Below are 22,723 nucleotides of genomic sequence, written 5' to 3'. Positions count from 1 at the left end.
TAGCAATGAAGAAGGCCGATTATGCAATCCGCGATCAAAAAGGCAAAGCAGTATTCTACGTTCTTTTGTGGAAAAAGAAGGGAATAACGTTAGATAATTTCGATGACTACTGGAGAGATGTTCATGGTCCAGTCTGCGCCCGACTACCAGGTCAGCACCAATACTGGCAGTTCCACTTGGGTCATAATGAGGGTGACCTGCTGCCAGCTATTGATGGCATCGAGTACAACACTCTCGCTGAAGACCAGTTCGATGGCATTGCCCAATTAACCTTTGAGACAGAAGAAGACCGTCAGACATGGTTCCAAGCTGCTGCCATTCTGATGGATGACGAACACAACTTATTCAGCAAGGCAATTGGATACAACACTAGCCCTGGCAATTCCAAAACCTATGTTGATGGCATCGAAAGGGGTGATCCAAACGGAAAACTGGGTATCCTGAAGTTCCACGTCATGGTTAAGAAATCTGATGCTGTGAGTGTGGATGAGTTTCGCAAATATATGGCAGACAGCTTTGCTCCTGCTGTTGTCAAGAGTAACTCAGTTCTCAAGTTCCGATTGCATCTGTTTGAGGAAGTAGACAATTCACGTCCAGATGCTGCGGGAGTAATTCATTATGAACCACAAGAGAAACAGTATCAAGCAGCTTTTGAAATTGCTTTCTCGAATCCTTTGGAAATGGGAAAGTTCTTTGCATCAAAAGAGTACGCTCAAGCTGTAAAAAATCAGTCCAAGTATGTCCAACAAATCAACGCCTTTCCCGAGCGAGCTGCTTACACTTTTGTCTACGACGGGCAGATGACTCTAGCCGGTCAGCGGAGTTCTACAGTAGCAGAACTGATCACAAACATCGGAGCAACCAATCAACTCAAGGAGGACATATCATCTCTCATGGTAGCTCAAAATCTTATGATTTCAAACTCGAATGGTTCCTTGAACAATGGTTCCTCTAATGGTTATGGTAATGATTTGCAAAACACTACAAATACTTCCCTAAAAACGCGGACTAATTACTACAAAGATTTGGCAGCTGATTATTCTAAGCCAGGGCTCGTTACTCCCTATGTAGCGAAAAAACTCATTGAGGATGCCGAAAAGTTCGTGGCGATTAAAGAACAGAGGCTGCCACAAATAGATTCTTATTACACACTGGAACAGATTGAAGAAGAGAACAAGGAATGGTGGCCCACTCATTGCGAGGCCTTGAGACAGGGAAGAGGCGATATTTTAACTGGCGAATATCGCGATGATCTCGTTTATTTCTGTCAGGATGGTCCGTATTATGGCTTGGAACAACAAAAAGCGCGAGAGCAACACTGGTGGGCATTAATTGCTCAACCAGGAGTAACCATGTGCTGGCCCATCGTCATGTTTCATGGTGAAATTACCTACTTTGAATGGAAGTGTGTAGACGACGAAACCAATGAAACACTTGCCAAGGGAAGTGTCACCTGGATGCGACGTGGTCACAGAGGTGCGTGCTACCTCAAAACCGAGCAGCTAACGTTTTACCGTGATGTTTTTGCCCCTAGTGAACTACTGAAGTTGATCACCACAGCTTAAGATGACAAATGATAGGTCATACGAAAATGCAGTTTTGGACGACTTGGAACTGCAAGCAGCTTTAAAAGGTATCAACCCAAAGTTTGGTGACTTTGTTACTCGTGTAGCAGGTGAAGCATGGGGTTTGCCATTAATTGACCAAAAGACCAAGGCTCTAATCGCGATCGCAGTTGATGTTGTAAATCAGAATCATACAGGTCCTGGCAATCCTTTTTCAGCACATGTGAATATGGCTCTCAAGCAAGGAGCCACGAGGGCGGAAATTGAAGAACTTCTTTTATTCATGTGCGTTTATGCGGGATTCAATAAGGTCGCAGGTTGCTTCGGTACACTTAATAAAATTTTTGAGCAAAGTGGTGTTGTCCAAATGATATCAGCAATGAGAAAGGACGATTATGCATGGCGCGATCAAAAGGGAAAGCTAGTATTCTACGTTCTTTTGTGGAAAAGAAGGGGCATAACGTTAGAGCTTTTCGATGACTACTGGAGAAATGTTCATGGTCCAGTCTGCGCTCGACTACCAGGTCAACACCAATACTGGCAGTTCCACTTGGCTCATAATGAGGGTGACCTGCTGCCAGCTATTGATGGCATCGAGTACAACACTCTCGCTGAAGATCAGTTCGATGGGATTGCCCAATTAACCTTTGAGACAGAAGCAGACCGTCAAACATGGTTCAAAGCTGCTGCCATGTTGATGGATGACGAACACAACTTATTCAGTAAGGCGATTGGATACAACACTAGCCCTGGCAATTCCAAAACCTATGTTGATAACATCGAAAAGGCTGACCCCAACGGAGATATGGGTATCCTGAAGTTCCATGTCATGGTTAAGAAATCTGATACCGTGAGTGTGAACGAGTTTCGCAAATATATGACAGACGGCTTTGCCGCAGCTATTGTCAAGAGTGACTTGGTTCTCAAGTTCCGATTACATCTGTTTGAGGAAGTAGACAATTCACGCCCAGATGCCGCCGGAGTATCACATTATGAACCATCAGAGAAGCAGTATCAGGCAGCTTTTGAAATTGCTTTCTCGAATCCTCTGGAAATGGAAAAGTTCTTTGCATCAATTGAGTACGCTCAAGGCGTAAAAAATCAGGCAAAGTATGTAAAGCAACTGTATTTATTTCCAGAGCGAAGTGCTTACACTTTTGTCTACGATGGTCAGATGACCCTAGCCGGTCAACGGAGTTCTAGGGTGGCAGAGCTGATCGCGAAAATAGGAGCAACTAATCAACTGAAGGAGGACATAGTTTCTCTCATGAGCGGTAAAGTTTCTTTGATGAGCGGTAAGCAAAATGTTAAGTCTGGGTTAGGCCATTACCTGCAAGGAGTGCAACACGTTGGGGTAACAGTTCATGACATGGCAAAATCCCTCGAATTTTACCTAGAGGTGTTAGGAGGGAAATTAGCTGTTGCAGAAAGTGATCTAGTGGGTGATGGGATGCAAAACACTCTCTTTCAAAAAGAGGAGCTGGATGCGATCGCCCAAGGTGTTGACCCAAAAACTTCTGACATCCCCAACATCAGAGATGCGAAAGAAGCCTTAGATGTTAAATTCATTTCTTTTGGCAACGCTTGTATTGAACTCATTTATTTCAAAGATGGGGCAACACCAAATTCCCCTAATTCTTCTAGGGGAAGCATTCCTTCCCACATCGGTAATGTAAATGCGATGCACATCTCTTTTCATGTAAAAGACGATGTGGATTTAAATGTTTTCGCCAAAATCTTGGAAGAAGAATGTCAAAAGCGAGGGCTAACAAACGTTGTTTTTAATCGCGTCATCCGAGTTAAATCTGAAGAAGAAAGAAGAAACATTGCTCTCAAGTACAATTCCAACAAGTTTTGGGATGAGCCTGATTTATTGGTAGAAGGTCAACCAGAAACAGACTTTGGTGAATTTGAAGGCTGGGCATTGTTCTACTGTAAAGGACCCAATGGAGAACAGTTGGAATTTAACCAAGTCACGCGTAAGGCAAAAGAACATTTTGCAAAAGCACAGTTGGAATATAACATAGCAAACGGAACATCATTTACTGCTTCAGATGCCAAATCAAGCCTAACCCCAAAACAGGGAGATATTTCAGAAAGACTTTACATCACATTTAGCACTCCTGTAAATGCTTCGTCGTCAACTGTTTGGAATGTGTTACTGGATAAAATTGAAAACCCAGAACGCTACAATCGAGAGGCTCAAGATTATAAGATTCTGGAGAGACACGGCAATCAGGTACTGCGCGAGATGAAAGCGCTAAATATAACCATCAAGGAAAGAATAACCTGGGACGAAAAAACGAGAGAAATTCGACATACCTTAGTAAATAATCCTCTTTTCGTTGGTCAAGCAGTTAACGCAGTTGTCCGCCCTGCAAGTAACAATCCTAACGACCTCCCAATAATTACCTTTACGTTGGACTGGGAGCCTTACAATCAGGAGGGTCGAAAGGTTGTTCAAGAAATTCAAGCAAAGCTTGCCCAAGCGGTTCCGCAGGCTGTCCTTAACTCAAAAACCGTTGCCGAACAGCGAGATGCACAAAAAGAATCACCATTTGCTGTTTTAAATGGCAATTTAGAAGCCACAACCACAAATGGGAGCAAACCTATGTTAGAAGGACTTTCAGGAACAACAACAGACATGGTCAAGCGCTTGTTCTCAAGAGGCGAGGCGTTTGATGCGGAAGGATTCATTACCTTCTTTACCGACAACCCAGTGTATCAGTTCGGCAACTTCGAGGTGTGTTTGGATAAAGCAGCGATTAAGAAATCTGCGGAAGATTTCTTCAGTCGAATCTCGGCAGTCTACCACGATATCAAAACAATCTGGGAAGTAGGAGACGTAGTGTTTGTCGAAATGGATGTCACCTACTGGCGTAAGGATGGCTCCGTAGTTTCACTTCCTTGCTGTGATATCTTTCGCATTGAGGGCGACAAATTCTCGGAACTACGGATATTTATGGATGTGAATCCTGTATTTGACCCAACGATCCCTGTCCCTAACTCAGCTTCTGTGTTCACTGTAAGCCAAGGAAAGAAACTTACACCGCCGAACACAATGAAGAAGCACTTCGCGGAACATCCTGAAGGGAAAAAAAGGGTGGAAACTGGATTTGCCCCTAAATGGTCGATTGATGGTCCTAAATGGTCGATAGACAAGGAAGGAGTAAATCTTTCAGAACAGTTACAAGCTGCTGTGCATCTGTCAGAAGCCGTACTTGCTGAAGATTGGGAACAAGTCAAAACTTTTTTAACTGACGACATCTTTTACAAGGTTGGTTCAGCTGAACCTGTGTACGGTAGGCAAGCTGTTGCGGATTTCTTATCTTCTCTGTTTCAAAATACCGCTAAGTTTACAGGGCATGAAGTCCGCAAAATTTGCAATGAGCCAGGGATAATCCTTGTAGAGATGGATGCCAAATACATAACTGTAAAGGATAAAAGGCATCTTACCATAGCCTGCTGCGATATCTACCGGATGAGAGGAAACCAGGTTAGTGAATGGCGGGTTTACGCAGATATATTGCCGTTTTATCAAACTGACCCTGATGAACAACAACCTCAAAAAAATGGGAATGGAAATAAACAGCTTTCCGGTGGTCGCTTGAGTAAGTAACAGTCAGAGTCGTTGTCAGGATGTAAGTGTGAAGCATTGTTTGCGACGACTTCACTGTATTTTGAAGGAGTTTTTTCCAAAAAATTCAGGGTGTGAATACCATAATTTTTAGAAACAAAATGGGGGTAATTTATGTCACAAAAAGTAATTAGTTTGTTAGCAGATGCTTTTGAAGATACCAATTTACAACAGAAACTTCACGCAGCTAATACTCCTGAGAGCTTCGTCAAGATTGCGGCTGAAAACGGCTATAAATTGACTAAGGAAGAATTGGCAACATCGCTTGGCAAAGTGCATGTAGTTTTTGGGGAAGTTGTGCAGTCAATGTTGAGTGAATTAGTAGGAGAAGCACCTACCACAAATGGGAAAATTTCGACGATAGAAAAAATTTCAGGAACAAATAAGGAAGGAGTAATTATGTCAGAACAGTTACAAGCTGTTGTGCAACTGTCAGGGTTCGTACTTGATGAAGATTGGGAACAAGTTAAGACTTTTCTAACTGAGGACATCTTTTACAAGGTTGGTTCAGCTGAACCTGTTTACGGTAAGCAAGCTGTTGTGGGTTTCTTATCTTCTATGTTTGAAAATACTGCTAAGTTTACAGGTCATAACATCCGAAAAATTTGGAATGAACCTGGTATAATCGTTGTAGAGATGGATGCCAAATACACAACTGTAGAGGATAAAAGGCATCTTACTATAGCCTGCTGCGACATCTACCGTTTGAGAGGAAACCAGGTGAGTGAATGGCGGGTTTACGCAGATATATTGCCGTTTTATCAAACTAATCCTGATGAGCAACAAACTAAGAAAATAGGGGATGGAAATAAACATCTCTCCAGTATTGGCTTGAAGTAAGAGTCTGGCGACATAGTCGTTGTCAAGATGCAAGTGTCGAGCATGTTCGTGACGAGTTTTCTGTATCTTGACGAACGTCTCACTCAATTAGTTCCCCAGCGCGGTAGGTGCGGCGATGCTCCCAGAGGAAGCCGCCCCTTGGGCGATCGCCACGTTTCTAGCTGGATCGCCGCCGCACAGTCTTAGACAAACCATACGAAGTTAGGAAAAAACATGGCAACTAAATCATCTAATACCAAAGGAAAAATAGGTGTACTTATTGAAGATCACTTTGACGACTTTGAGTTTCGGGCTTTCAACGAGTTTTTCCCCGCGAATGGATATAAGATAGAGTACATATCCCATCTTTGGAATCAAGAGCAATTGACTTTCAAGGGAAATGAATTGACAGAAGAGGTCACAGTTACCGTAGAAGTAAATAATGTTGAGCCTACCGATTATGAAGGCATTATTCTAATCGGTGCCTATGCTATGGATCGTCTTCGGTATGAAGAGCATCCTAAGGAGGGTCAACCTAACCAATCTCCCGCCGTTAAATTTCTCCGAAAAGCTGTAAAGGCAATGGATGCGGGCCGATTAAGTATTGGAACTATCTGCCATAGCCTTTGGCTGTTTTGTGCTGCACCAGAACTACTGAAGAATCGTAAAGTCACCTGTGCTCATAACCTTATTTGCGACGTTCAAAATGCGGGAGGAATCGTTGTATTCGATGGTGATAGCACCAAGGAAGTACATATCGACAGTAACCTGATCACCGGAAAACACCCCGACGTGGTGGACGAATTCATGAGTCTCTTCTTAGAGGCAATTAACAAGCAAGCACTGAAGAAAGTTAATGTCTAAGAATTCACAGTCACCAAGAGACTACGCTTTTTAGGTAGGCAAACGGAAAATGGAGAACTCCACGTGGACTTTTAGTAAGAAGGACACCTATCTATGGTTACTGTGAAAAAGCTATCGATGGCGATCGTTGGAGCAGTGATTTCCGGTTTGTGTTTGGGTGTGGAAGCTGCACATGCAGATGACAAACCCTTGGTGCTACCAGACGGAGTATTTTTTTCGCCGTCGTTGTTACCGACAGCGGTGGATGACACTGTGTTCATAACTGGCAAATATACAAACGGTCAGTATGCTGTAACAGATGGATTTGCCCCACCACGGGAGGGTCCCTCACCGCATAGGCACTTTTTGGATAACGAGGCATTCTACATTCAGGAGGGGAAAGCGGCTTTCCATCTGGGTGACCAGACCTTTGTTGGTGGTCCCGGAGACTTTGTTTACATTCCTCAAGGAAAGACTCACTCCTGGATAAACCTCGAGACGACGCCGGATAAGTTTTTAGTAATTCTTGATCCAGCACAACTCGCAGGATATCTCCAGGAACTACGGCAAGGGCAACTGCGCGGAGGGGAACAAGGGTATCTAGAAGCAATCGTGAAAGCTGCTCCCGATTACGCAACAGAAGTGTCAGACTCATTGCTATTTGATGATTTTGAATACAAAATCAATGAGGATGGTTCTTCTACAGCAGGGGTAACTGTGCGTCGTCTTGGCACGAGTAAAGAACCAGCCAGTGCCACCATCGTTCTGAGTGATGGCACTGCTAAATTCGGTGAAGATTATAGCAATACCGAAATACCAGTTAACTTTGCTCCTGAGGAGGTGACTCAGGTTGTGGATGTCCCCATTTCCCTCATCAATGACGATCTGAGCGAAGGAAATGAGACTATCAAGCTAACCTTGACTAACCCTTCAGGCGACACAATTATTGCGCCACTACAGAATAAGGCGGTTCTCTCAATTGTGGACGACAATGCTCCACCCGGAAGTGACAGTACTAACACCCAGCTCAGCGCGCAAGAACTTCAAGAACTTTATGGTTGGCCAACACTGCAACGATCGGATTCACAAATTCAGTCGTTCTGGTTAGGAGGCGGAACAGCTGATGTTGTAGCAACTGGCAAAGATACTAACGACAATTACTCGCTATTCGATGTATTGGTTCCAGCAGAAACCGGACTTCAACCGTACATCAATTTTGGAGACAATGGGTTCTACATCCTGGATGGGAGTGTGTCGTTCAAGCTGGATGACCAAACCATAACTTTAAATCCCGGAAACTTTCTCTTCCTTCCCAAAGACACACCCTACGAATTTGGAAATCTCGCAACGACGTCAGCGAGGCTAGCTTTGATTAGCACTCCCTCAGCGTCTGTCCCTGAACCCTCTTCTTGGTTGGGTATGTTGGGACTTGGTACTTACCTCGGTGCAAGTTTGGTGCTCAAACGCAAACATAAAAAGCATAAATCAGCCAATTTTTCAAAGCAAGAGAAAGCAAACAACGTTGAGAGAAACACTCTTGGGCCTTCTCCAGTTGCGTCAGTTTGTGAACTATAAAGCCTTCTACCGAATGTACAGGTGTCTCTGATCTTGTGCCATCTCTTTAGCGGCGGTTTCGTAAACTCTCTATAAAATGTTAGTAACATTATGGCACCTCTAGTTGGAAAAATCGCAATTGTCACTGGCGCTACTAGTGGCATTGGGCGTGCCATCGCCGAACGGCTAGCTCAAGACGGCGCGTCCGTAGTGGTCAACTACGCGCACAGCGCCGACAAAGCAAAAGAAGTGGTCTCGGCTATTGAAGCTGAGGGCGGAAAGGCTCTTGCAGTGCAGGCTAATCTCAGCCAAGTCGTGGACATCCGCCGCCTCTTTCAAAAAACTGTTGAACACTTCGGTCAACTGAACATCCTGGTCAACAATGCTGTCAGTGCCGGGGCATTCAATCCACTGACCGAAGTGACCGAGGCTGAGTTCGATGTACAGTTCGGGCTTAACGCCAGAGGAACCTTCTTCGCTCTTCAGGAAGCGGCAAGGCGTATGGCGGACGGCGGACGAATTGTCAACATCTCGACGGCTATTACCCTTAACAACGCCCCAGTAGGCGCTGGCGTCTATACCGGGAGCAAGGCAGCGGTAGAGCAATTCACCATAGCGCTCGCCAAAGAGTTGGGCGGGCGTAGCATCACGGTCAACAGCGTCTCGCCCGGCACCACTGAGACAGAGGGTTTCAGAAAAACGGCCCCACCCGACGTGCAAGCCCAAGCGGCGCAGATGTCACCTCTGGGTCACATCGGACAGCCAGAGGACATTGCAGATGTGGTTGCCTTTCTGGTTAGCCACCAAGCACGCTGGATCAACGCGCAGAACATCCGCGCGACCGGGGGGGCCTAGTCCTAGTGCAAAACTTCACTGGAGAGCAGTAAAACGATGAGGATGAAAGCTTTTAACAACTTCCTCACTGTAATCCGCTTTTCTACGACTTCTTCGTCAAAATGTCCTGCATAGACGGCAAGGAGCAGAAGAAGCTCCGCCTCGTACGTTTGCCACAGTAATAACCTTTAACAAGGAGCAAAAATGGTTACAATTAGTGAACAAGCTGGTATACTCACCGTGATCAACGTCTTCACACTCGAACCCGAACAGCAGGAGCGTTTAGTGGATTTCCTTGTGGAGAACAAGGAAATACCCATGAGGCAGCCGGGCTTCATATCCGCCAACCTCCACACGAGCTTGGACGGCACGCGGGTAGTTAATTACATACAGTGGCGCAGCCGGGAAGCGCTCGAAGCTGCTAGTAAGAACCCAGATTTTATTGCTATGGCGAAGCAGGCTGCAGAATTTGCGCCGCACGATTTCCACGTTTACAAGGTAGCCTCCACAATGGAGGTGTAGTGATTAGTCAGATCGCGACTGACCCTTAAACGGATCGTGGTAGCATTTTGGATTTTTTGTACGCGTCTGATTCAAGACTTGAAAGTCATGGGAAAGAGGGACTTGATTGAAGGCAAGGCGTAGGAAGCGGTCAGCGTTATGCTGTCCATGCTGAAGTAATCTTTTTTGCCTGCTTTTTGACCAATCGGTAAAAAACTAGGCATAGGCGACAAACAATTTTTCATCAACAAGAGATTTTATGGAAAGCCAAAAAAATAAAGTGGCGATTGTGACCGGGGCCTCGCGGGGTATTGGGCGTGCGATCGCCGAGCGCTTGGGCCAACAGGGCGCGTTCGTCATCGTCAACTATGCGGGTAACAAAGAGAAGGCCCAGGATGTGGTCAGGGCTATCGAGGCCGGAGGTAGCGCAAAGGCCGTCGCTATCCAAGCCGACATGAGCCGCTTGGCTGACATTCATCGCCTGTTTGAGGAGACGGTTAGCATCTTCGGCAAGCTGGATATCCTGGTGAACAACGCCGGGCTGTCAATCATGAAGCCGCTCGTGGACATCACCGAAGAGGAGTTCGACCGACTGTTCGCTATCAACGCGCGCGGCGTGTTTTTCGCTATGCAGGAGGCCGTTAAACGTATGTCGGACAACGGGCGGATCGTCAGCATCACGACGGGGGGAACGGTGATGGGCGCTCCAGGCGCGACGGCATACTCGGGCAGCAAGGCGGCGATCGAGGGCTTCAGCATATCGCTGGCTAAGGAGGTCGGACAGCGCGGCATCACAGTGAACACAGTGATACCTGGCGCGACGGATACCGACATGTTTGCCTCCGTTGCACCGCCTGAGATGAAACAGATGATCGCGCAGATGTCGCCCTTTGGCCGCATAGGGCAGCCAGGCGATGTGGCAGACGTAGTTATGTTTGTCGTCAGCGAGGAGGCGCGCTGGCTTACGGGGCAAAGCATTCGCGCAACGGGTGGTGCGGTTTAAGGCTTTTCACCTCGCGATGGTAAACAAGGAAAACAACGACGCACCTAATCCCTCTTTTGTCACTTTCATCGGAGTAAAATCTGAAATTCTCTTTGTGTAAGGATGTTGTCTGTCCCTTCGGGACAGACAACCCCAAATCCTCATTGACCTGAAACGTAGCACTAACTTACTTCCAAGATTTGAGTTTTGTATTTTTTTCAGAGTAACAAAAGAGGGTAATACTAAATTGCAATCACAGGAGGAAATAGTCAGTTGCCAGTCCATAGATACAGATACATTCTGCAATAATGCGAGCACCGTGGTCGAGATTGCGAAGATATTCAATTTGCTGATCGTCATAACGGATGATCGTAGCAACACTCCACTTGCTCAGTGAAGACCATATCCAGTTGAATGTAAAGGCTACCAACATTAGCTCTACAACATTGTCAGCATCAGATTTCAAAAGATGATAAACAACGATCAGCCGACCCGCGCCAGCGACGGCGTCGCCGTCTACCCGCAAGACAAAGCGGCGGCGGCAATCCCTTTCAACAAAGCGGCATTTATCAAGACGTTCGCGCATCACACCGCAAAAGTCAACGATGTGCGATTGCACTACGTGATCGGTGGCAAAGGCGAGCCGCTCGTACTGCTGCATGGGTTTCCCACAACTTGGTACGAGTGGCGGCACGTCATGCCCACGCTGGCAGAGCGCTACACCGTGATTGTCCCCGACATGCGTGGACTAGGTGATTCTAGCAAGCCGCTTACCGGTTACGATGCACGTACCGTCGCTGACGACATTTATCAACTCGTGGGCAAACTGGGCTTCAAGCGAATCTTTCTCGTGGGGCACGATATTGGTGCGCCAGTCGCTTATGCGTATGCCGCCGCTCATCCCGAAGACGTACGTCGGCTCGCGGTGCTCGAACTTGTCCTCGCAGGTGCCGGACTTGAGGAGTTGATTAATAAAGCATCTGCCGCTCTCTGGCATTTCTCTTTTCAAGCGACGCGGGATCTGCCGGAGGCGCTCGTTGAAGGAAAAGAGCGGCTTTATCTCTCCGTGTTTTTGCGTCCATTTACTTATAACCCAGCGGCAATCACGGAAGATGCAATGGACGAGTATGTACGCACTTACTCCGCCCCTGGCGGGATGCGTGCCGGGTTCGAGTACTACCGTGCTATCCCACAGGTTGCGAAACAAACTAAGGAGAACATGAAGACAAAGCTCCGGATACCTGTGCTTGCGCTGGCGGGCGAGCACAGCTTAGGTAATCCCGCGTTAGGAGACCCCGCACGCACATCCATACAACTCCTGGCTGAGAACGTCCGCTACAGCGCCATAGAAAATTGCGGACACTGGATTCCCGAAGAGCGTCCCGCTTATCTGGTTCAGCAGCTTCTCAATTTCTTTGGTGAAGAGAAGTGACAGCGATCAGAGGAAAGATCCATGAACGACAAAAAGGTGGAAACGGCTCAAATCCGAAATCAAGGTGAGGGTACGCCCAGTAGTCGCAGCGGTGACAAAGCGACATATAATGCTGTGGATTTCAATTGCACGTTTACTCACCACACAGCAAAAGTCAACGATGTACGATTGCACTACGTAATGGGGGGCAAAGGCGAGCCGCTTGTAATGCTGCATGGCTTCCCGCAAACGTGGTACCAGTGGCGACACGTCATGCCCGCTCTGGCGGAGCGCTACACCGTGCTCGCCCTCGACATGCGCGGCATGGGTGATTCCTCCAAGCCGCTCAACGGCTACGACAAGCGCACAGTGGCAGCCGACATCTACGAGCTGATGCGTCAGCTTGGCTATAAGCGAATCAACCTTGTCGGTCATGACCTTGGTATGATGGTGGCGTATGCCTATGCAGCCGCCCACCCAGAGGAAGTGGGCAGACTCGTGGTGATCGACGCTCCGCTGCCGGGCACTAAAACCTTCGACCAAATCTCGCGTGACCCACGGGCTTGGCACTTCGCGTTTCATAGCGCAGCCGACATCCCTGAAGCACTGGTCGCAGGCAAAGAGCGGCTGTATCTCACTTCATTTTACCAAGGTCCGCTCGCCTTAAACCCGGGGGCGTTCACTGAAGAAGACATCGACGAGTACGTCCGCGCTTATTCTGTTCCCGGCGCGATGCGTGCAGCCTTTGACTATTACAGGGCGTTTCCCACAGATGCGGAGCACAACCAGGAAAGCGCTAAAAGCAAGCTCCAAATGCCGATACTGGCACTGAGCCCAAGCAGCATAGACGGCGGAAAAAGCGAATCTTACATGGTGAGCATGATGCAAGAGGTCGCTAAGAACGTGCGGGACGGCGTCATCGAGGGATCCGGACACTGGATTTGCGAGGAGCAACCTGCCGAACTCACTCGGCGGCTTCTCGCCTTCTTCCAGTAAGGCTCACCAAACAAAATATCCGTGCAACGGAAGGGGTGGGATGAAAGATCTGAACACAGAAGAAGCTAAATTGCAAAAGCAAGCAAGCGAAGGCGTGGGTGAAGGGGATAAAGCACGCCCTACCAATCGCCGCAAAGGTATAATGGCAGGGCGCAGGGGAGTGCTTATCCTCCTCTGCACCGCGCAGTTCATGGTAGTCCTTGACGCTGCGATTGTCAATGTCGCCCTTTCTGACATTCAGCGTAACCTCGTATTGTCGCAGCAGAACCTACAGTGGGTAGTCAACGCCTATACACTTGCCTTTGGTAGTTTTCTCCTGCTCGGCGGTCGAGCCGCAGACCTTCTTGGTCGCTGGCGCGTCTTCGTGATGGGGCTGGTGCTCTTCTCTCTCGCCTCGCTCGTGGGTGGCTTGGCTCCATCGGGGGGCGTGCTCATCATCGCACGCGGTGTGCAGGGTTTTGGTGCCGCGCTCGTCTCTCCTGCGGCCTTGTCAATTCTGACCACGATCTTTACCGAAGGCTCGGAGCGCAACCGTGCGCTTGGGATTTGGGGAGCCACAGCAGCATCAGGTGCGGCGTCGGGCGTACTTCTTGGCGGGTTGCTTACCAACTACCTCGGATGGCAGTGGGTGCTGTTTGTCAAGGTGCCAATCGGTTTAGCGGTTGCCGGGCTGAGCTTCAAACTGCTCCGCCAAAGCCGAAACGTCTGCGGTGCGGCAGACGCGAGCAATTTGAAAAACTTTGACCTTGCTGGTGCCGTCACTATCACAGCGGGTCTCGTGCTGCTCGTCTACGCGGTCGTGGGAGCTGCTGAATTTGGGTGGGGTTCGCTGCGGACGCTTAGTTTACTTGTTCTTGCATTCCTCTTGATTGTCGGCTTTGTTCTGATCGAATTGCGCTCCCAGTCGCCACTGGTGAAGTTCAGTATTTTCCGTCTGCGCAGCCTAACAGGTGCAAATCTCGTTGCTCTCTTGCACGGGACGGGGCCGCTCTCGACCTTGTTCTTCATATCACTCTACTTACAGCAGGTGCTTGGCTTTTCGGCGCTCGAAACAGGACTCGCCTTTCTGCCGTTTGCGCTGATGGCTGCCATCACCTCAATCATCGCCTCGCCGCTGGTGAATCGGTTTGGTCTCAAGGCGATGGTCGTGACCGGGATGCTGCTGATGGCCGTGGGGCTCTTGCTCTTTGCGCGAGTTCCCATAAATGGTACCTTCTTGCGCGATGTGCTTCCCGGTTCGCTCCTTGTTGGTGTCGGCATCACTCTTGCTGGCGTCCCTATGACCATAGCCGCCGTCAAGGGCGTTGAGGCAGAAGATTCCGGGCTTGCCTCCGGGTTAATCAATACCAGTCAGCAGATCGGTGCCGCCATCATGCTTGCGCTACTGGTAACGCTTTCGAGTTCGCGCACCGAAACAGTTATTGCAGCACACGGGAACTCGCCACAGTTGCTATCAATCGCGCTAACTGAAGGTTTTAAGTTCGCTTTTCACATCGGTGCCGCCCTGCTTGCGGCTGGCGCGCTGGTAGCTCTGCTCCTCATCCGCTCCGCACGGAGCAGCTTACCCAGGAGGAAGACGAGAGCGCGAAAGAATTAACGGAGTTCTAACAGCATGAAAGCCGACGAAGTTATGCAGACAAAGGCAACGCGATGGACATCATTCAGCTGATGTCGTAAGACGTTGGACACTTTCGCTAGTCAACTCTTGCGCAATTGCTCTCGCCCATATGTTGCGAATGAATTCAGTGGCGATTATAACGTGGAATGGCAACAGGACGATTTTTACTTTTCCTCTGCTTAAAGTAATGAAAAAGGGTTAATTTACTAAGCCTCATTACCTTACCCCGTTAGCACATAGATGCTAGCTCAGCACCAAGCACGACGAAAAAATACAAACCTGCTCCGAAAGATTGACCCTTGCGACCGTGCAGCCGCGCTCCTTAAACTTAATCATTGATAAACGAACAATGCACCTATGGCAATCACACCCAAAATCTTAGCCTTCGCTGGCAGCACCCGCGCTGAATCATACAACAAAAAGCTGGTGAAAATCGCGGCGGCTGGCGCGCTCGCCATTGGTGCTGAAGTCACTTACTTGGATCTACGCGACATCCCCATGCCGCTATTTGATGAAGACTTGGAAGCCCAAGAGGCTCTTCATCCTAATGCGCTTAAGTTGAGGGATATGATGCTGGCGCATCAGGGACTTCTGATCGCTTCTCCTGAGTATAACAGCTCAATCTCAGGCGTTTTGAAAAATGCTATTGATTGGGTGTCACGCCCAGCAAATGGCGAAGCGCCGCTGGCTTGTTTTGTAGACAAGGTGGCGGCAATTATGAGCGCCTCACCATCACCGTTAGGAGGTCTGCGCGGTCTGGTTTATTTGCGGGCAATACTTGGGAATATTAAAGTTATTGTTCTTCCCGATCAGATAACCGTTCCCAAAGCTTACGATGCTTTTAATTCTGACGGCATCTTGAAAGACACTCAACAACAGGCGGCAATCGAGAAGCTCGGCAGCAACTTAGCCAGTACCGTTGCCAAATTGAAGACATCGTTATAGCTATTGAGGAACTTCGGATCTACAGCAAGGTACACCTACCCAGCCGAACTTTAGATTATACAATAATATCCTTCTCACTGCCGCTCTGTAATTTTTTTTTAGTTTTTATTTGTCAATCAACCAAGTATTTTTCTAGCACGCAAAGGAGTAAACTATGACTGTAAGTGTTATAAACTATACTGCAGGAAGCCGTTATCTCAAGGGTAAAGTGGCAATTGTAACTGGAGCATCACGAGGTATTGGCAGAGCAATTGCACAAAGATTAGGACGAGACGGTGCCAATGTTGTCGTCACTTATGCAGGAAACCGCGATAAAGCGGAGGAAGTTGTAGCAGAACTCAAGGCAAATGACTCTGAGGCGATCGCATTACAACTGGATATGCGAAAGATTAATGATGTTTGCAATCTATTCCAGAAGACCCTCACACATTTTGGCAAACTCGACATCCTCGTCAACAATGCGGCTGGAGTCAACATTTTCAAGCCAACTGGCGAGATGACAGAGGACGAGTACAATAGTATGTTTGACATCACTAGAGGGGTCTACTTCGCCCTCCAGGAAGCCGCACGCCATATGGCAAACGGAGGCAGGATTGTCAGTATCTCCACAGGCGGTACAGCAATGGCGATTCCCACAGGCGGTACATACGCTGCCAGCAAAGCAGCCATCGAGCATTTCAGCATGGGACTAGCCAAAGAGATTGGAGTGCGTGGCATTACAGTTAACACAGTTTCTCCTGGTGCTACGGAGACAGATGGTCTTGTCCTTAATCAAGAGCAAGTGAACCAGCTTATTGCCCAAACCCCCTTGGGAAGACTTGGTAAGCCTGACGACATTGCCAGTGCCGTTGCCCTGCTCGTTTCAGATGATGCTCATTGGATTACGGGGCAAAATATCCGGGCGACTGGCGGCATTGTGTAGTGCTAAATGCAACCGGAAAGCCGCGCTCTTTAAACTTAATCATGCATATTCCAGTAATCATACAATCATGCAAGCTGAGTTGATGATTCATTTTTAGGAGAAACGCACTCAAAAACGCCCAGGAGGTGCGGATTTTCGGCAAAGCGTGCTTACAGGGCTTTGGCAATCTGGAAATTGATTCTAGAAAACCTTGCAAGCCACCGTCACCTCCTGAAACACATGGCTGTCTTCATTGCAATGTATAAGTCCTAGTAAACTTGAAGTATGTTCAGATATCATTTGAAATGTTAAAAGTCAATACATTACTCACAATAAAGTTGCTAGGTATAGCCTTTCTAGCCTCTTTCCTGACCAGCGCCTGCAAAGGAGGTGAAACTTCGGCTAAGGCGATTGCAGCGCCTGCTATTCCTGTAAAGTTGCAAGCGCTAAAATCCAGCCAGTTTATAAACAGTTCTGAGTTTGTGGGATCGCTAGAAGCCACAAAGAGAGTTGACCTAAAACCGGAGATCGAGGGTCGGATTACTGAGATTCGTGTTTCAAATGGAGATCGCGTTAGTAAGGGAACACCGATTGCACAACTTCGTTCCGATCAAACTCAAGCTCAATACGCAAGTGCTATTGCCAGAGCCAACTCTACTAGGGCAGCTAGCGAAACTGCCCAGGCGAGGCTCCGAGCCGCACGGGCAGACCAGGTCAGATCTGCGTCCGAAGTAGAACTCCAGAAAGTACAGTTCCAGCGAACTGAGCGACTTGTCAATGAAGGGGTACAGCCTAGGCAGGAATTGGACATTGCCCGGAGAAACCTGAATACAGGGGTTGCCTCCCTTCGCGCTGGCGAGGAACAGGTAGGAGCTGCAAGATCCAGTTTAAATCAGGCGAATGCCGACCTCAAGCAGGCTCAGGCAGAAGCTGCTGCTGCAAATGTCTCTCTCCAGTACAAACAGGTGGTTGCCCCGATCACAGGTGTAATTGGCGACTTCTCAGTCAAGATCGGAGACTACGTTAACACTGGTCAAACTCTAACCAGTATTACCCAAAATGAGTCTCTAGATCTGCGGATTTCGGTTCCCATAAACCGTTCATCACAACTGCGACCGGGACTGCCGGTCGAGCTAGTTGACCCCAATACAAATAAGCGCCTAGCCACGGGGAGTATCAACTTTATCTCCCCTCAGGTAAACTCTGGCAACCAGGCTATCTTAACGAAGGCACGCTTTCCTAACCAAAATAACAGCTTACGCGATCAGCAATTTGTTAGAGCAAAAGTTATTTGGAGCAAAAGTCCGGGGATTTTGATCCCCACGGTGGCAGTGTCTACCAGCGGTACACAGAACTTTGTCTTTATAGCCCAGAAAGGGGAAAAAACAGTTGTTCGGCAAAGACCTGTTCAACTAGGAAACATCCAAGGTCAGAGTTACCAAGTGCTCAATGGGGTCAAGCCCGGAGAAGAGATTGCTGTAACGCAAATTCTTAACTTGAAAAACGGCACTTCCATTAAGCCTGAATCCTAAATAATTAAATCTCTACTTAGGCTTGCGGCAATAACTCTCTTACTACCCCGAACGATTAACAGGATCTCCTGAACTATGCTGCTGAGTATTGCTGACACTTTCATCAAGCGACCAGTCTTAACTACAGTTTGCACTGTACTTATTCTTTTGATAGGAGGGATTGCCACGCCTCTGCTTCCCCTGGATAAGCTACCGGAAATGGCGCTGAAGCAGGTCACTGTAACTGCGAACTATCTCGGTACCGATGCCAAAACAGCGGAAGAAAACGTCACCACGGTGCTCGAGCGGCAAATCAACGGCACGGAGCAGGTCGTGTACATGTCCTCTCAGACGACAAATAATGGTGACACAACCATTAACGTCTCCTTCCCGACGGAGATGGACAGGAATACTGCCCAAGTTCTCGTCCAAAATAATGTGGCGATCGCTCAATCTAATCTACCCGAGGAAGTCAGCCGAACTGGTGTTATCACCCAAAAACAGTCCCCGACCATTACCCTAGCCTACGCCTTCTATCCCGAAAAGGATAATAACGGTAAATTTATATACGATAATGTATTTATCAGCAACTACGTTGACCGACAAGTCCTCGATGAGATCAAACGGATCTCAGGCGTGGGTTCCGCCACAATTGTTGGGGAACGTAAATATGCCATGCGTTTTTGGCTCGACCCCAATGCCCTCGCCGCTAGGAATTTGACGGCTCAAGATGTGATCAATGCTATCTCAGAACAGAATATCCAGGTAGGAGCAGGGAGAATTGGTCAGCAGCCCACCCCATCTGAGCAGCAGTATGAAATTGCCCTGCGAGCCAATGGTCGATTTACCACTCCCGCAGAAGCTGAAGACATCGTGGTGAAAGTGGGTGAGGATAACACGCTGACCAGGGTTAAAGATGTCGGTCGAGCAGAAGTGGGGGCGCAAGACTACAGCACCATTAATCTGTTTGATGGCTCACCATCAGTCATTCTTTTAGCCTACCAACTTCCCGGCACTAATGCCTGGAATACAGCCAAATTGATCAAAGCCAAAATGGCTGAGCTAGAAGCGAATTTTCCTCCAGGATTGAAAACGGCAGTCGCTCTAGACAACACTTTGTTCGTGGCAGCTTCTCTCGACGAAGCTATCAAAACCCTGATGGAGGCGATCGCTCTGGTGTTCTTAGTGATCTTCATCTTCTTGCAAGACTGGCGCACCACCATCATTCCTGCTATTGCCATTCCCGTTTCGCTAATTGGGGTGATGGCGTGTGCCTACGCGTTGGGATTTACCCTCAATCAGTTGACCCTGTTTGGCATTATCTTAGCAACAGGTTTGGTGGTGGATGATGGGATTGTGGTGGTGGAGGCGATCGCAGCCAAGCTCTCTCAGGGCATGAGGCCACTTCAGGCAGCCCTAGATGCTATGGAGGAACTGACAGGGGCAGTCATCGCCACGTCAGTTGTACTCATGGCGGTATTTATCCCTGTTACATTCTTTCCAGGCACCACAGGAATCGTCTACAAGCAATTCGCCCTAATCATCGTTTTTTCCATTGCCATTTCCACCTTCAACGCTCTGAGCTTCTCTCCCAGTATGTCAGCCATCATCATGCGGCGGCAGCAGGAAGTGCACGGTCCGTTGGGCTGGTTTTTTCGTTGGTTTAATCGGATTTTCGACTGGTTCAAGGCGCTATACGTCAAGACAGTGAAATTTCTGATCAGGATTCGGCTGCTCGTCATTCCAGTTTTTGTCGCGGGTTTGGTAGCGACGGGCTGGATCTACCAAATAACTCCCCAGGGCTTTATCCCTGAGGAGGATCAGGGCTATTTGTTTGCGATTGTCGAAGCCCCAGCGGGAGTTTCCCTGAACTACACCTTCGATCTGGTCAAGCGGATTACTGAGGAAGTGGCGTTGCCGATTCCCGAAGTTGAGCATGTTAATGGTCTCGTTGGCTTTGGGTTTGAGGGGAATGGCAGCAACAAAGCAATCTTGTTCATCAAGCTCAAAGACTGGGAAGAGCGCCCTGATGGCGATAAGTCAGTCTTTGGGATTGTGCAACAGCTCAACCAGAGGTTGCGGGAAAAAATCCCAGAAGCCAGGGCATTTGCGGTGAATGCACCGCCAGTGGATGGATTAGGTAGTACAGGTGGCTTTGAGTTCTATGTCCAAAACAAACAAGCTCTTCCCATTACAGCGCTAATTGACAATACGCAAAAGGTGATAGAGGCAGCCCAGAAGCGACCGGAATTGGCGGGTGTCTTTACCCAATTCACCTTCAATACCCCGATGATGCAGCTTTCCATCGACCGCAACCAAGCCAAGGCGCAGAACATCCAGGTCAATGATATTTTCAGTACCTTGCAGACCTACCTAGGCGCAAGCTTTGTCAACCAATACGTTCTTGGTGGACGACTTTATCGGGTATATGCTCAGGCAGAAGGGACGGTGCGATCCAATCCTGAGGATATTGGCCGCTTGTATGTGCGCTCTCAAAATGGCAATTTAGTCCAACTGAACACTGTAGTGCAAGTAGAAAAATTTAGCTATCCTCCCATCGTAACTCACTACAACGTCTACCCGGCGATCAAAATCCAAGGAGCCCCAGCGCCAGGCTACAGTACAGCACAAGCCATGAAAGCTATGTCAGAAGTTGCCGACAAAGTATTGCCACCCGGATTTGGCTACGCTTGGACAGGGACTGCTTTCCAGGAGCAATCCTCTGGCGGTGCAGCACCGATCATTTTTGGCTTAGCTTTTGTCATGGTCTTTCTGGTGCTGGCGGCTCAGTACGAAAGCTACGTTGACCCCACCATCATCATGCTCACGGTACCCCTAGCAATCTTGGGCGCTCTTGGTGGGATTATGTTTCGGGCAAATGTTTTCCAAGCTGGTGGAGTTTGGCCAGTGCTTAACGATAACATCTATGCCCAGGTAGCTTTGGTCATGCTAATTGGTCTGGCGAGCAAGAACGCGATTCTGATTGTAGAATTTGCCAACCAATCGGTGGAGATAGGTATGAGCATTACCCAGGCGGCGGTTCGAGCCGCCGAGGAACGCTTACGACCGATTCTGATGACTGCCTTTTCAGGTCTGGTCGGTTTTTGGCCTTTAGTGATTGCTAAAGGCGCTGGGGCAATGAGTCGTTGGTCTCTTGGGACAGCACTCTTTGGAGGGTACCTTATTTCGACGATCTTAAGTCTGTTTTTAGTGCCAGTTTTGTACGTTGTCATTAAAAAGCTAGAAGAGCATTTCTTGAAACCGGGCAAGCCTGGTAAGCCTGGCTTGCCTGAGCAGCCTGAGCAGCCTGAGGTTCAAGAGGAGAAAGAGCAGACCATCTCCAGATTTAATTCTTCTCAAAATGGTAAAACGCCGTAAACGGAATCCTTTAGTAACCGTTTCTACTACTAATAGTTCCTTGAAGGAAGTTCTGGTATTTCTTAAGAAAGTATGCCAGAAGCCTACACCTACACTTATCTCGTCAGGGGGAGTGTACTTCACTAAGTAGCACACAGCTTATGTGCAAAACTTGGGCTGTTCTTTTGACTGAAATAATCGCCCTTTACTTTTACTTAAGAGTTGCTATATCTTAGAAAGCTTGTACCATAACAGCACAAAAGAAGTTTAACGTCTGTTTATAAAGGTAACAGAAATGTTTAGCAAATGGAATTTTGACGATTGGATTAACCACGTCTTGTTTGCTGCCACTATTGTGTATCTGTTTTACTCCTTCTTCTTGCACCACTAGTCCTAATCTAGGGAAACCATGAATATTAGGCTAATTATCTTCTCAGGGATTATGACTGCTCTTGTCGGCGCGGTTATAGGTTTAGCTGCTACCAAGATTGGTCAACGTAACTTTAATCAACTTGAATACGAAGGTCAGTACTATCAAGACTTGCATAAAAAATATGCCTTGATTGGTGCATCTTTAGGATTCGCTCTAGGTGTTGGACAACAATGCATCCGAGAACTGAAGGCTGAAAGAAATAGAGATTTAGGGCAGCAAAACAAGTAGGTAGTGAAGTCGAAACTCTTTTTACCAATGCCTTGTTCAACTTTATTGATGCAAAGCCGCATACCGACTGGTGGTAAAGTGTTGTAGAGCGTGATGAACATGGATTTATTTTTACTGGACCTAACACATTGCGAAACGGGATGTCCCCGAAAGGATGGACAGCAGAGCGCGGTCCTTTCTTTCTCGATACCAACGTGCCGGGTATTTTCGCCATCGGTGATGTACTTTACCAATCAGTGAAACGAGTCGCTTCAGCGGTAGACGAGGGGGCGATCGCTGTTCAATTAATCCACCAATATCTTGCATCTTTGTAGCGATATTCCAGGTTGTCGCCATGCTTAAAAAATTGCGTATAGATTTGCATGAAGGTCTCGAAAATACCCTGACTATTTTGCCCTACAAGCTGAAAAAGCACAATATCGTAGTGCTACGCGAGTACGAGGAAAACCTGCCGTGCATTCTTGCTCACGGAAGTGCTCTGAATCAGGTGTGAACCAATCTATAGCGGTTCTCACTTGGATGCAATACAATAACCACAATGTTTAAACCAGCCAATTATGTCACTCAAATTAACAGTTTCAAAAGCCT

Annotated in this window: 20 protein-coding genes; 19 read left to right on the top strand and 1 reads right to left on the bottom strand. The window is 47.9% G+C overall.

Annotated features, from left to right (window positions below; translation table 11 throughout):
• Window positions 1-5: 5 nt before the first annotated feature.
• The 9 genes from AACT52_RS32065 (at window position 6) to AACT52_RS32025 (ending at window position 10,756) form a co-directional block, all read left to right on the top strand.
• Window positions 6-1,565: an EthD domain-containing protein gene (locus AACT52_RS32065; protein ID WP_096549626.1), complete on the top strand. Its 1,560-nt coding sequence runs from the start codon at window positions 6-8 to the stop codon at window positions 1,563-1,565.
• A gap of 1 nt (window position 1,566) precedes the next feature.
• The gene (locus AACT52_RS32060; RefSeq protein ID WP_233154127.1) at window positions 1,567-5,184 is read left to right on the top strand and encodes an AtaL-like protein; all 3,618 of its coding nucleotides are present in this window, start codon (window positions 1,567-1,569) and stop codon (window positions 5,182-5,184) included.
• A 132-nt stretch (window positions 5,185-5,316) separates the two neighbouring features.
• Window positions 5,317-6,042, top strand: coding sequence for a Nif11-like leader peptide family RiPP precursor (locus AACT52_RS32055; RefSeq protein ID WP_073634668.1), 726 nt, complete (start codon window positions 5,317-5,319; stop codon window positions 6,040-6,042).
• Window positions 6,043-6,069: 27 nt separating this feature from the next.
• Window positions 6,070-6,228 carry a hypothetical protein gene (locus tag AACT52_RS32050; protein ID WP_198941027.1) on the top strand — a complete coding sequence of 53 codons (159 nt, stop codon included), beginning with the start codon at window positions 6,070-6,072 and terminating at the stop codon, window positions 6,226-6,228.
• A 27-nt stretch (window positions 6,229-6,255) separates the two neighbouring features.
• The gene (locus AACT52_RS32045) at window positions 6,256-6,885 is read left to right on the top strand and encodes a DJ-1/PfpI family protein (RefSeq protein ID WP_073634667.1); all 630 of its coding nucleotides are present in this window, start codon (window positions 6,256-6,258) and stop codon (window positions 6,883-6,885) included.
• A gap of 93 nt (window positions 6,886-6,978) precedes the next feature.
• Complete coding sequence (locus AACT52_RS32040; RefSeq protein WP_073634666.1) at window positions 6,979-8,439, top strand: cupin domain-containing protein; 1,461 nt, start codon at window positions 6,979-6,981, stop codon at window positions 8,437-8,439.
• A 90-nt stretch (window positions 8,440-8,529) separates the two neighbouring features.
• Window positions 8,530-9,273 carry an SDR family oxidoreductase gene (locus AACT52_RS32035; protein ID WP_073634665.1) on the top strand — a complete coding sequence of 248 codons (744 nt, stop codon included), beginning with the start codon at window positions 8,530-8,532 and terminating at the stop codon, window positions 9,271-9,273.
• Between the two features lie 183 nt (window positions 9,274-9,456).
• Window positions 9,457-9,774, top strand: coding sequence for an antibiotic biosynthesis monooxygenase family protein (locus AACT52_RS32030; protein WP_073634664.1), 318 nt, complete (start codon window positions 9,457-9,459; stop codon window positions 9,772-9,774).
• A 238-nt stretch (window positions 9,775-10,012) separates the two neighbouring features.
• A complete protein-coding gene (locus tag AACT52_RS32025) occupies window positions 10,013-10,756 on the top strand; it encodes an SDR family oxidoreductase (RefSeq protein WP_073634663.1) in 744 nt (247 codons plus the stop codon).
• A 232-nt stretch (window positions 10,757-10,988) separates the two neighbouring features.
• Here AACT52_RS32025 and AACT52_RS32020 read toward each other — a convergent pair whose 3' ends face one another.
• On the bottom strand, window positions 10,989-11,168 hold the full coding sequence (locus AACT52_RS32020) for a hypothetical protein (protein ID WP_073634662.1): 180 nt from the start codon (window positions 11,166-11,168) through the stop codon (window positions 10,989-10,991).
• Between the two features lie 36 nt (window positions 11,169-11,204).
• Here AACT52_RS32020 and AACT52_RS32015 point away from each other — a divergent pair, with 36 nt between their 5' ends.
• From AACT52_RS32015 to AACT52_RS31970, 10 genes are all read left to right on the top strand, one after another.
• Window positions 11,205-12,167, top strand: a complete 963-nt coding sequence (locus tag AACT52_RS32015) for an alpha/beta fold hydrolase (protein ID WP_083630662.1) — start codon at window positions 11,205-11,207, stop codon at window positions 12,165-12,167.
• 21 nt (window positions 12,168-12,188) lie between these two features.
• Complete coding sequence (locus tag AACT52_RS32010; RefSeq protein ID WP_083630660.1) at window positions 12,189-13,142, top strand: alpha/beta fold hydrolase; 954 nt, start codon at window positions 12,189-12,191, stop codon at window positions 13,140-13,142.
• A gap of 40 nt (window positions 13,143-13,182) precedes the next feature.
• On the top strand, window positions 13,183-14,739 hold the full coding sequence (locus AACT52_RS32005) for an MFS transporter (protein ID WP_198941026.1): 1,557 nt from the start codon (window positions 13,183-13,185) through the stop codon (window positions 14,737-14,739).
• A gap of 378 nt (window positions 14,740-15,117) precedes the next feature.
• A complete protein-coding gene (locus AACT52_RS32000) occupies window positions 15,118-15,705 on the top strand; it encodes an NADPH-dependent FMN reductase (protein ID WP_073634661.1) in 588 nt (195 codons plus the stop codon).
• Between the two features lie 154 nt (window positions 15,706-15,859).
• On the top strand, window positions 15,860-16,627 hold the full coding sequence (locus AACT52_RS31995) for an SDR family oxidoreductase (RefSeq protein WP_073634660.1): 768 nt from the start codon (window positions 15,860-15,862) through the stop codon (window positions 16,625-16,627).
• Window positions 16,628-16,911: 284 nt separating this feature from the next.
• Window positions 16,912-18,138, top strand: coding sequence for an efflux RND transporter periplasmic adaptor subunit (locus AACT52_RS31990; RefSeq protein ID WP_073634659.1), 1,227 nt, complete (start codon window positions 16,912-16,914; stop codon window positions 18,136-18,138).
• A 75-nt stretch (window positions 18,139-18,213) separates the two neighbouring features.
• Entirely contained in the window at window positions 18,214-21,495 is a 3,282-nt protein-coding gene (locus AACT52_RS31985; RefSeq protein WP_073634658.1) for an efflux RND transporter permease subunit, read from the top strand.
• Window positions 21,496-21,883: 388 nt separating this feature from the next.
• Complete coding sequence (locus tag AACT52_RS31980; protein ID WP_073634657.1) at window positions 21,884-22,135, top strand: hypothetical protein; 252 nt, start codon at window positions 21,884-21,886, stop codon at window positions 22,133-22,135.
• Window positions 22,136-22,275: 140 nt separating this feature from the next.
• Entirely contained in the window at window positions 22,276-22,449 is a 174-nt protein-coding gene (locus tag AACT52_RS31975) for an NAD(P)/FAD-dependent oxidoreductase (protein WP_198941025.1), read from the top strand.
• Between the two features lie 20 nt (window positions 22,450-22,469).
• Window positions 22,470-22,628 (top strand): hypothetical protein, encoded by a 159-nt coding sequence (locus tag AACT52_RS31970; protein WP_158054843.1) that lies wholly within the window; start codon window positions 22,470-22,472, stop codon window positions 22,626-22,628.
• Window positions 22,629-22,723 lie beyond the last annotated feature (95 nt).

It is taken from the genome of Scytonema sp. HK-05 (genome assembly GCF_963872035.1).
Lineage (GTDB): Bacteria > Cyanobacteriota > Cyanobacteriia > Cyanobacteriales > Nostocaceae > Kalymmatonema.
This window is presented reverse-complemented; position numbering and strand designations above follow the sequence as displayed.

Coding starts and splice junctions, on each gene's coding strand:
- AACT52_RS32065 (WP_096549626.1), top strand. CDS start 6: ATGAAGAAGGCCGATTATGCAATCCGCGATCAAAAAGGCAAAGCAGTA.
- AACT52_RS32060 (WP_233154127.1), top strand. CDS start 1,567: ATGACAAATGATAGGTCATACGAAAATGCAGTTTTGGACGACTTGGAA.
- AACT52_RS32055 (WP_073634668.1), top strand. CDS start 5,317: ATGTCACAAAAAGTAATTAGTTTGTTAGCAGATGCTTTTGAAGATACC.
- AACT52_RS32050 (WP_198941027.1), top strand. CDS start 6,070: ATGCAAGTGTCGAGCATGTTCGTGACGAGTTTTCTGTATCTTGACGAA.
- AACT52_RS32045 (WP_073634667.1), top strand. CDS start 6,256: ATGGCAACTAAATCATCTAATACCAAAGGAAAAATAGGTGTACTTATT.
- AACT52_RS32040 (WP_073634666.1), top strand. CDS start 6,979: ATGGTTACTGTGAAAAAGCTATCGATGGCGATCGTTGGAGCAGTGATT.
- AACT52_RS32035 (WP_073634665.1), top strand. CDS start 8,530: ATGGCACCTCTAGTTGGAAAAATCGCAATTGTCACTGGCGCTACTAGT.
- AACT52_RS32030 (WP_073634664.1), top strand. CDS start 9,457: ATGGTTACAATTAGTGAACAAGCTGGTATACTCACCGTGATCAACGTC.
- AACT52_RS32025 (WP_073634663.1), top strand. CDS start 10,013: ATGGAAAGCCAAAAAAATAAAGTGGCGATTGTGACCGGGGCCTCGCGG.
- AACT52_RS32020 (WP_073634662.1), bottom strand. CDS start 11,168: ATGTTGGTAGCCTTTACATTCAACTGGATATGGTCTTCACTGAGCAAG.
- AACT52_RS32015 (WP_083630662.1), top strand. CDS start 11,205: ATGATAAACAACGATCAGCCGACCCGCGCCAGCGACGGCGTCGCCGTC.
- AACT52_RS32010 (WP_083630660.1), top strand. CDS start 12,189: ATGAACGACAAAAAGGTGGAAACGGCTCAAATCCGAAATCAAGGTGAG.
- AACT52_RS32005 (WP_198941026.1), top strand. CDS start 13,183: ATGAAAGATCTGAACACAGAAGAAGCTAAATTGCAAAAGCAAGCAAGC.
- AACT52_RS32000 (WP_073634661.1), top strand. CDS start 15,118: ATGGCAATCACACCCAAAATCTTAGCCTTCGCTGGCAGCACCCGCGCT.
- AACT52_RS31995 (WP_073634660.1), top strand. CDS start 15,860: ATGACTGTAAGTGTTATAAACTATACTGCAGGAAGCCGTTATCTCAAG.
- AACT52_RS31990 (WP_073634659.1), top strand. CDS start 16,912: ATGTTAAAAGTCAATACATTACTCACAATAAAGTTGCTAGGTATAGCC.
- AACT52_RS31985 (WP_073634658.1), top strand. CDS start 18,214: ATGCTGCTGAGTATTGCTGACACTTTCATCAAGCGACCAGTCTTAACT.
- AACT52_RS31980 (WP_073634657.1), top strand. CDS start 21,884: ATGAATATTAGGCTAATTATCTTCTCAGGGATTATGACTGCTCTTGTC.
- AACT52_RS31975 (WP_198941025.1), top strand. CDS start 22,276: ATGTCCCCGAAAGGATGGACAGCAGAGCGCGGTCCTTTCTTTCTCGAT.
- AACT52_RS31970 (WP_158054843.1), top strand. CDS start 22,470: ATGCTTAAAAAATTGCGTATAGATTTGCATGAAGGTCTCGAAAATACC.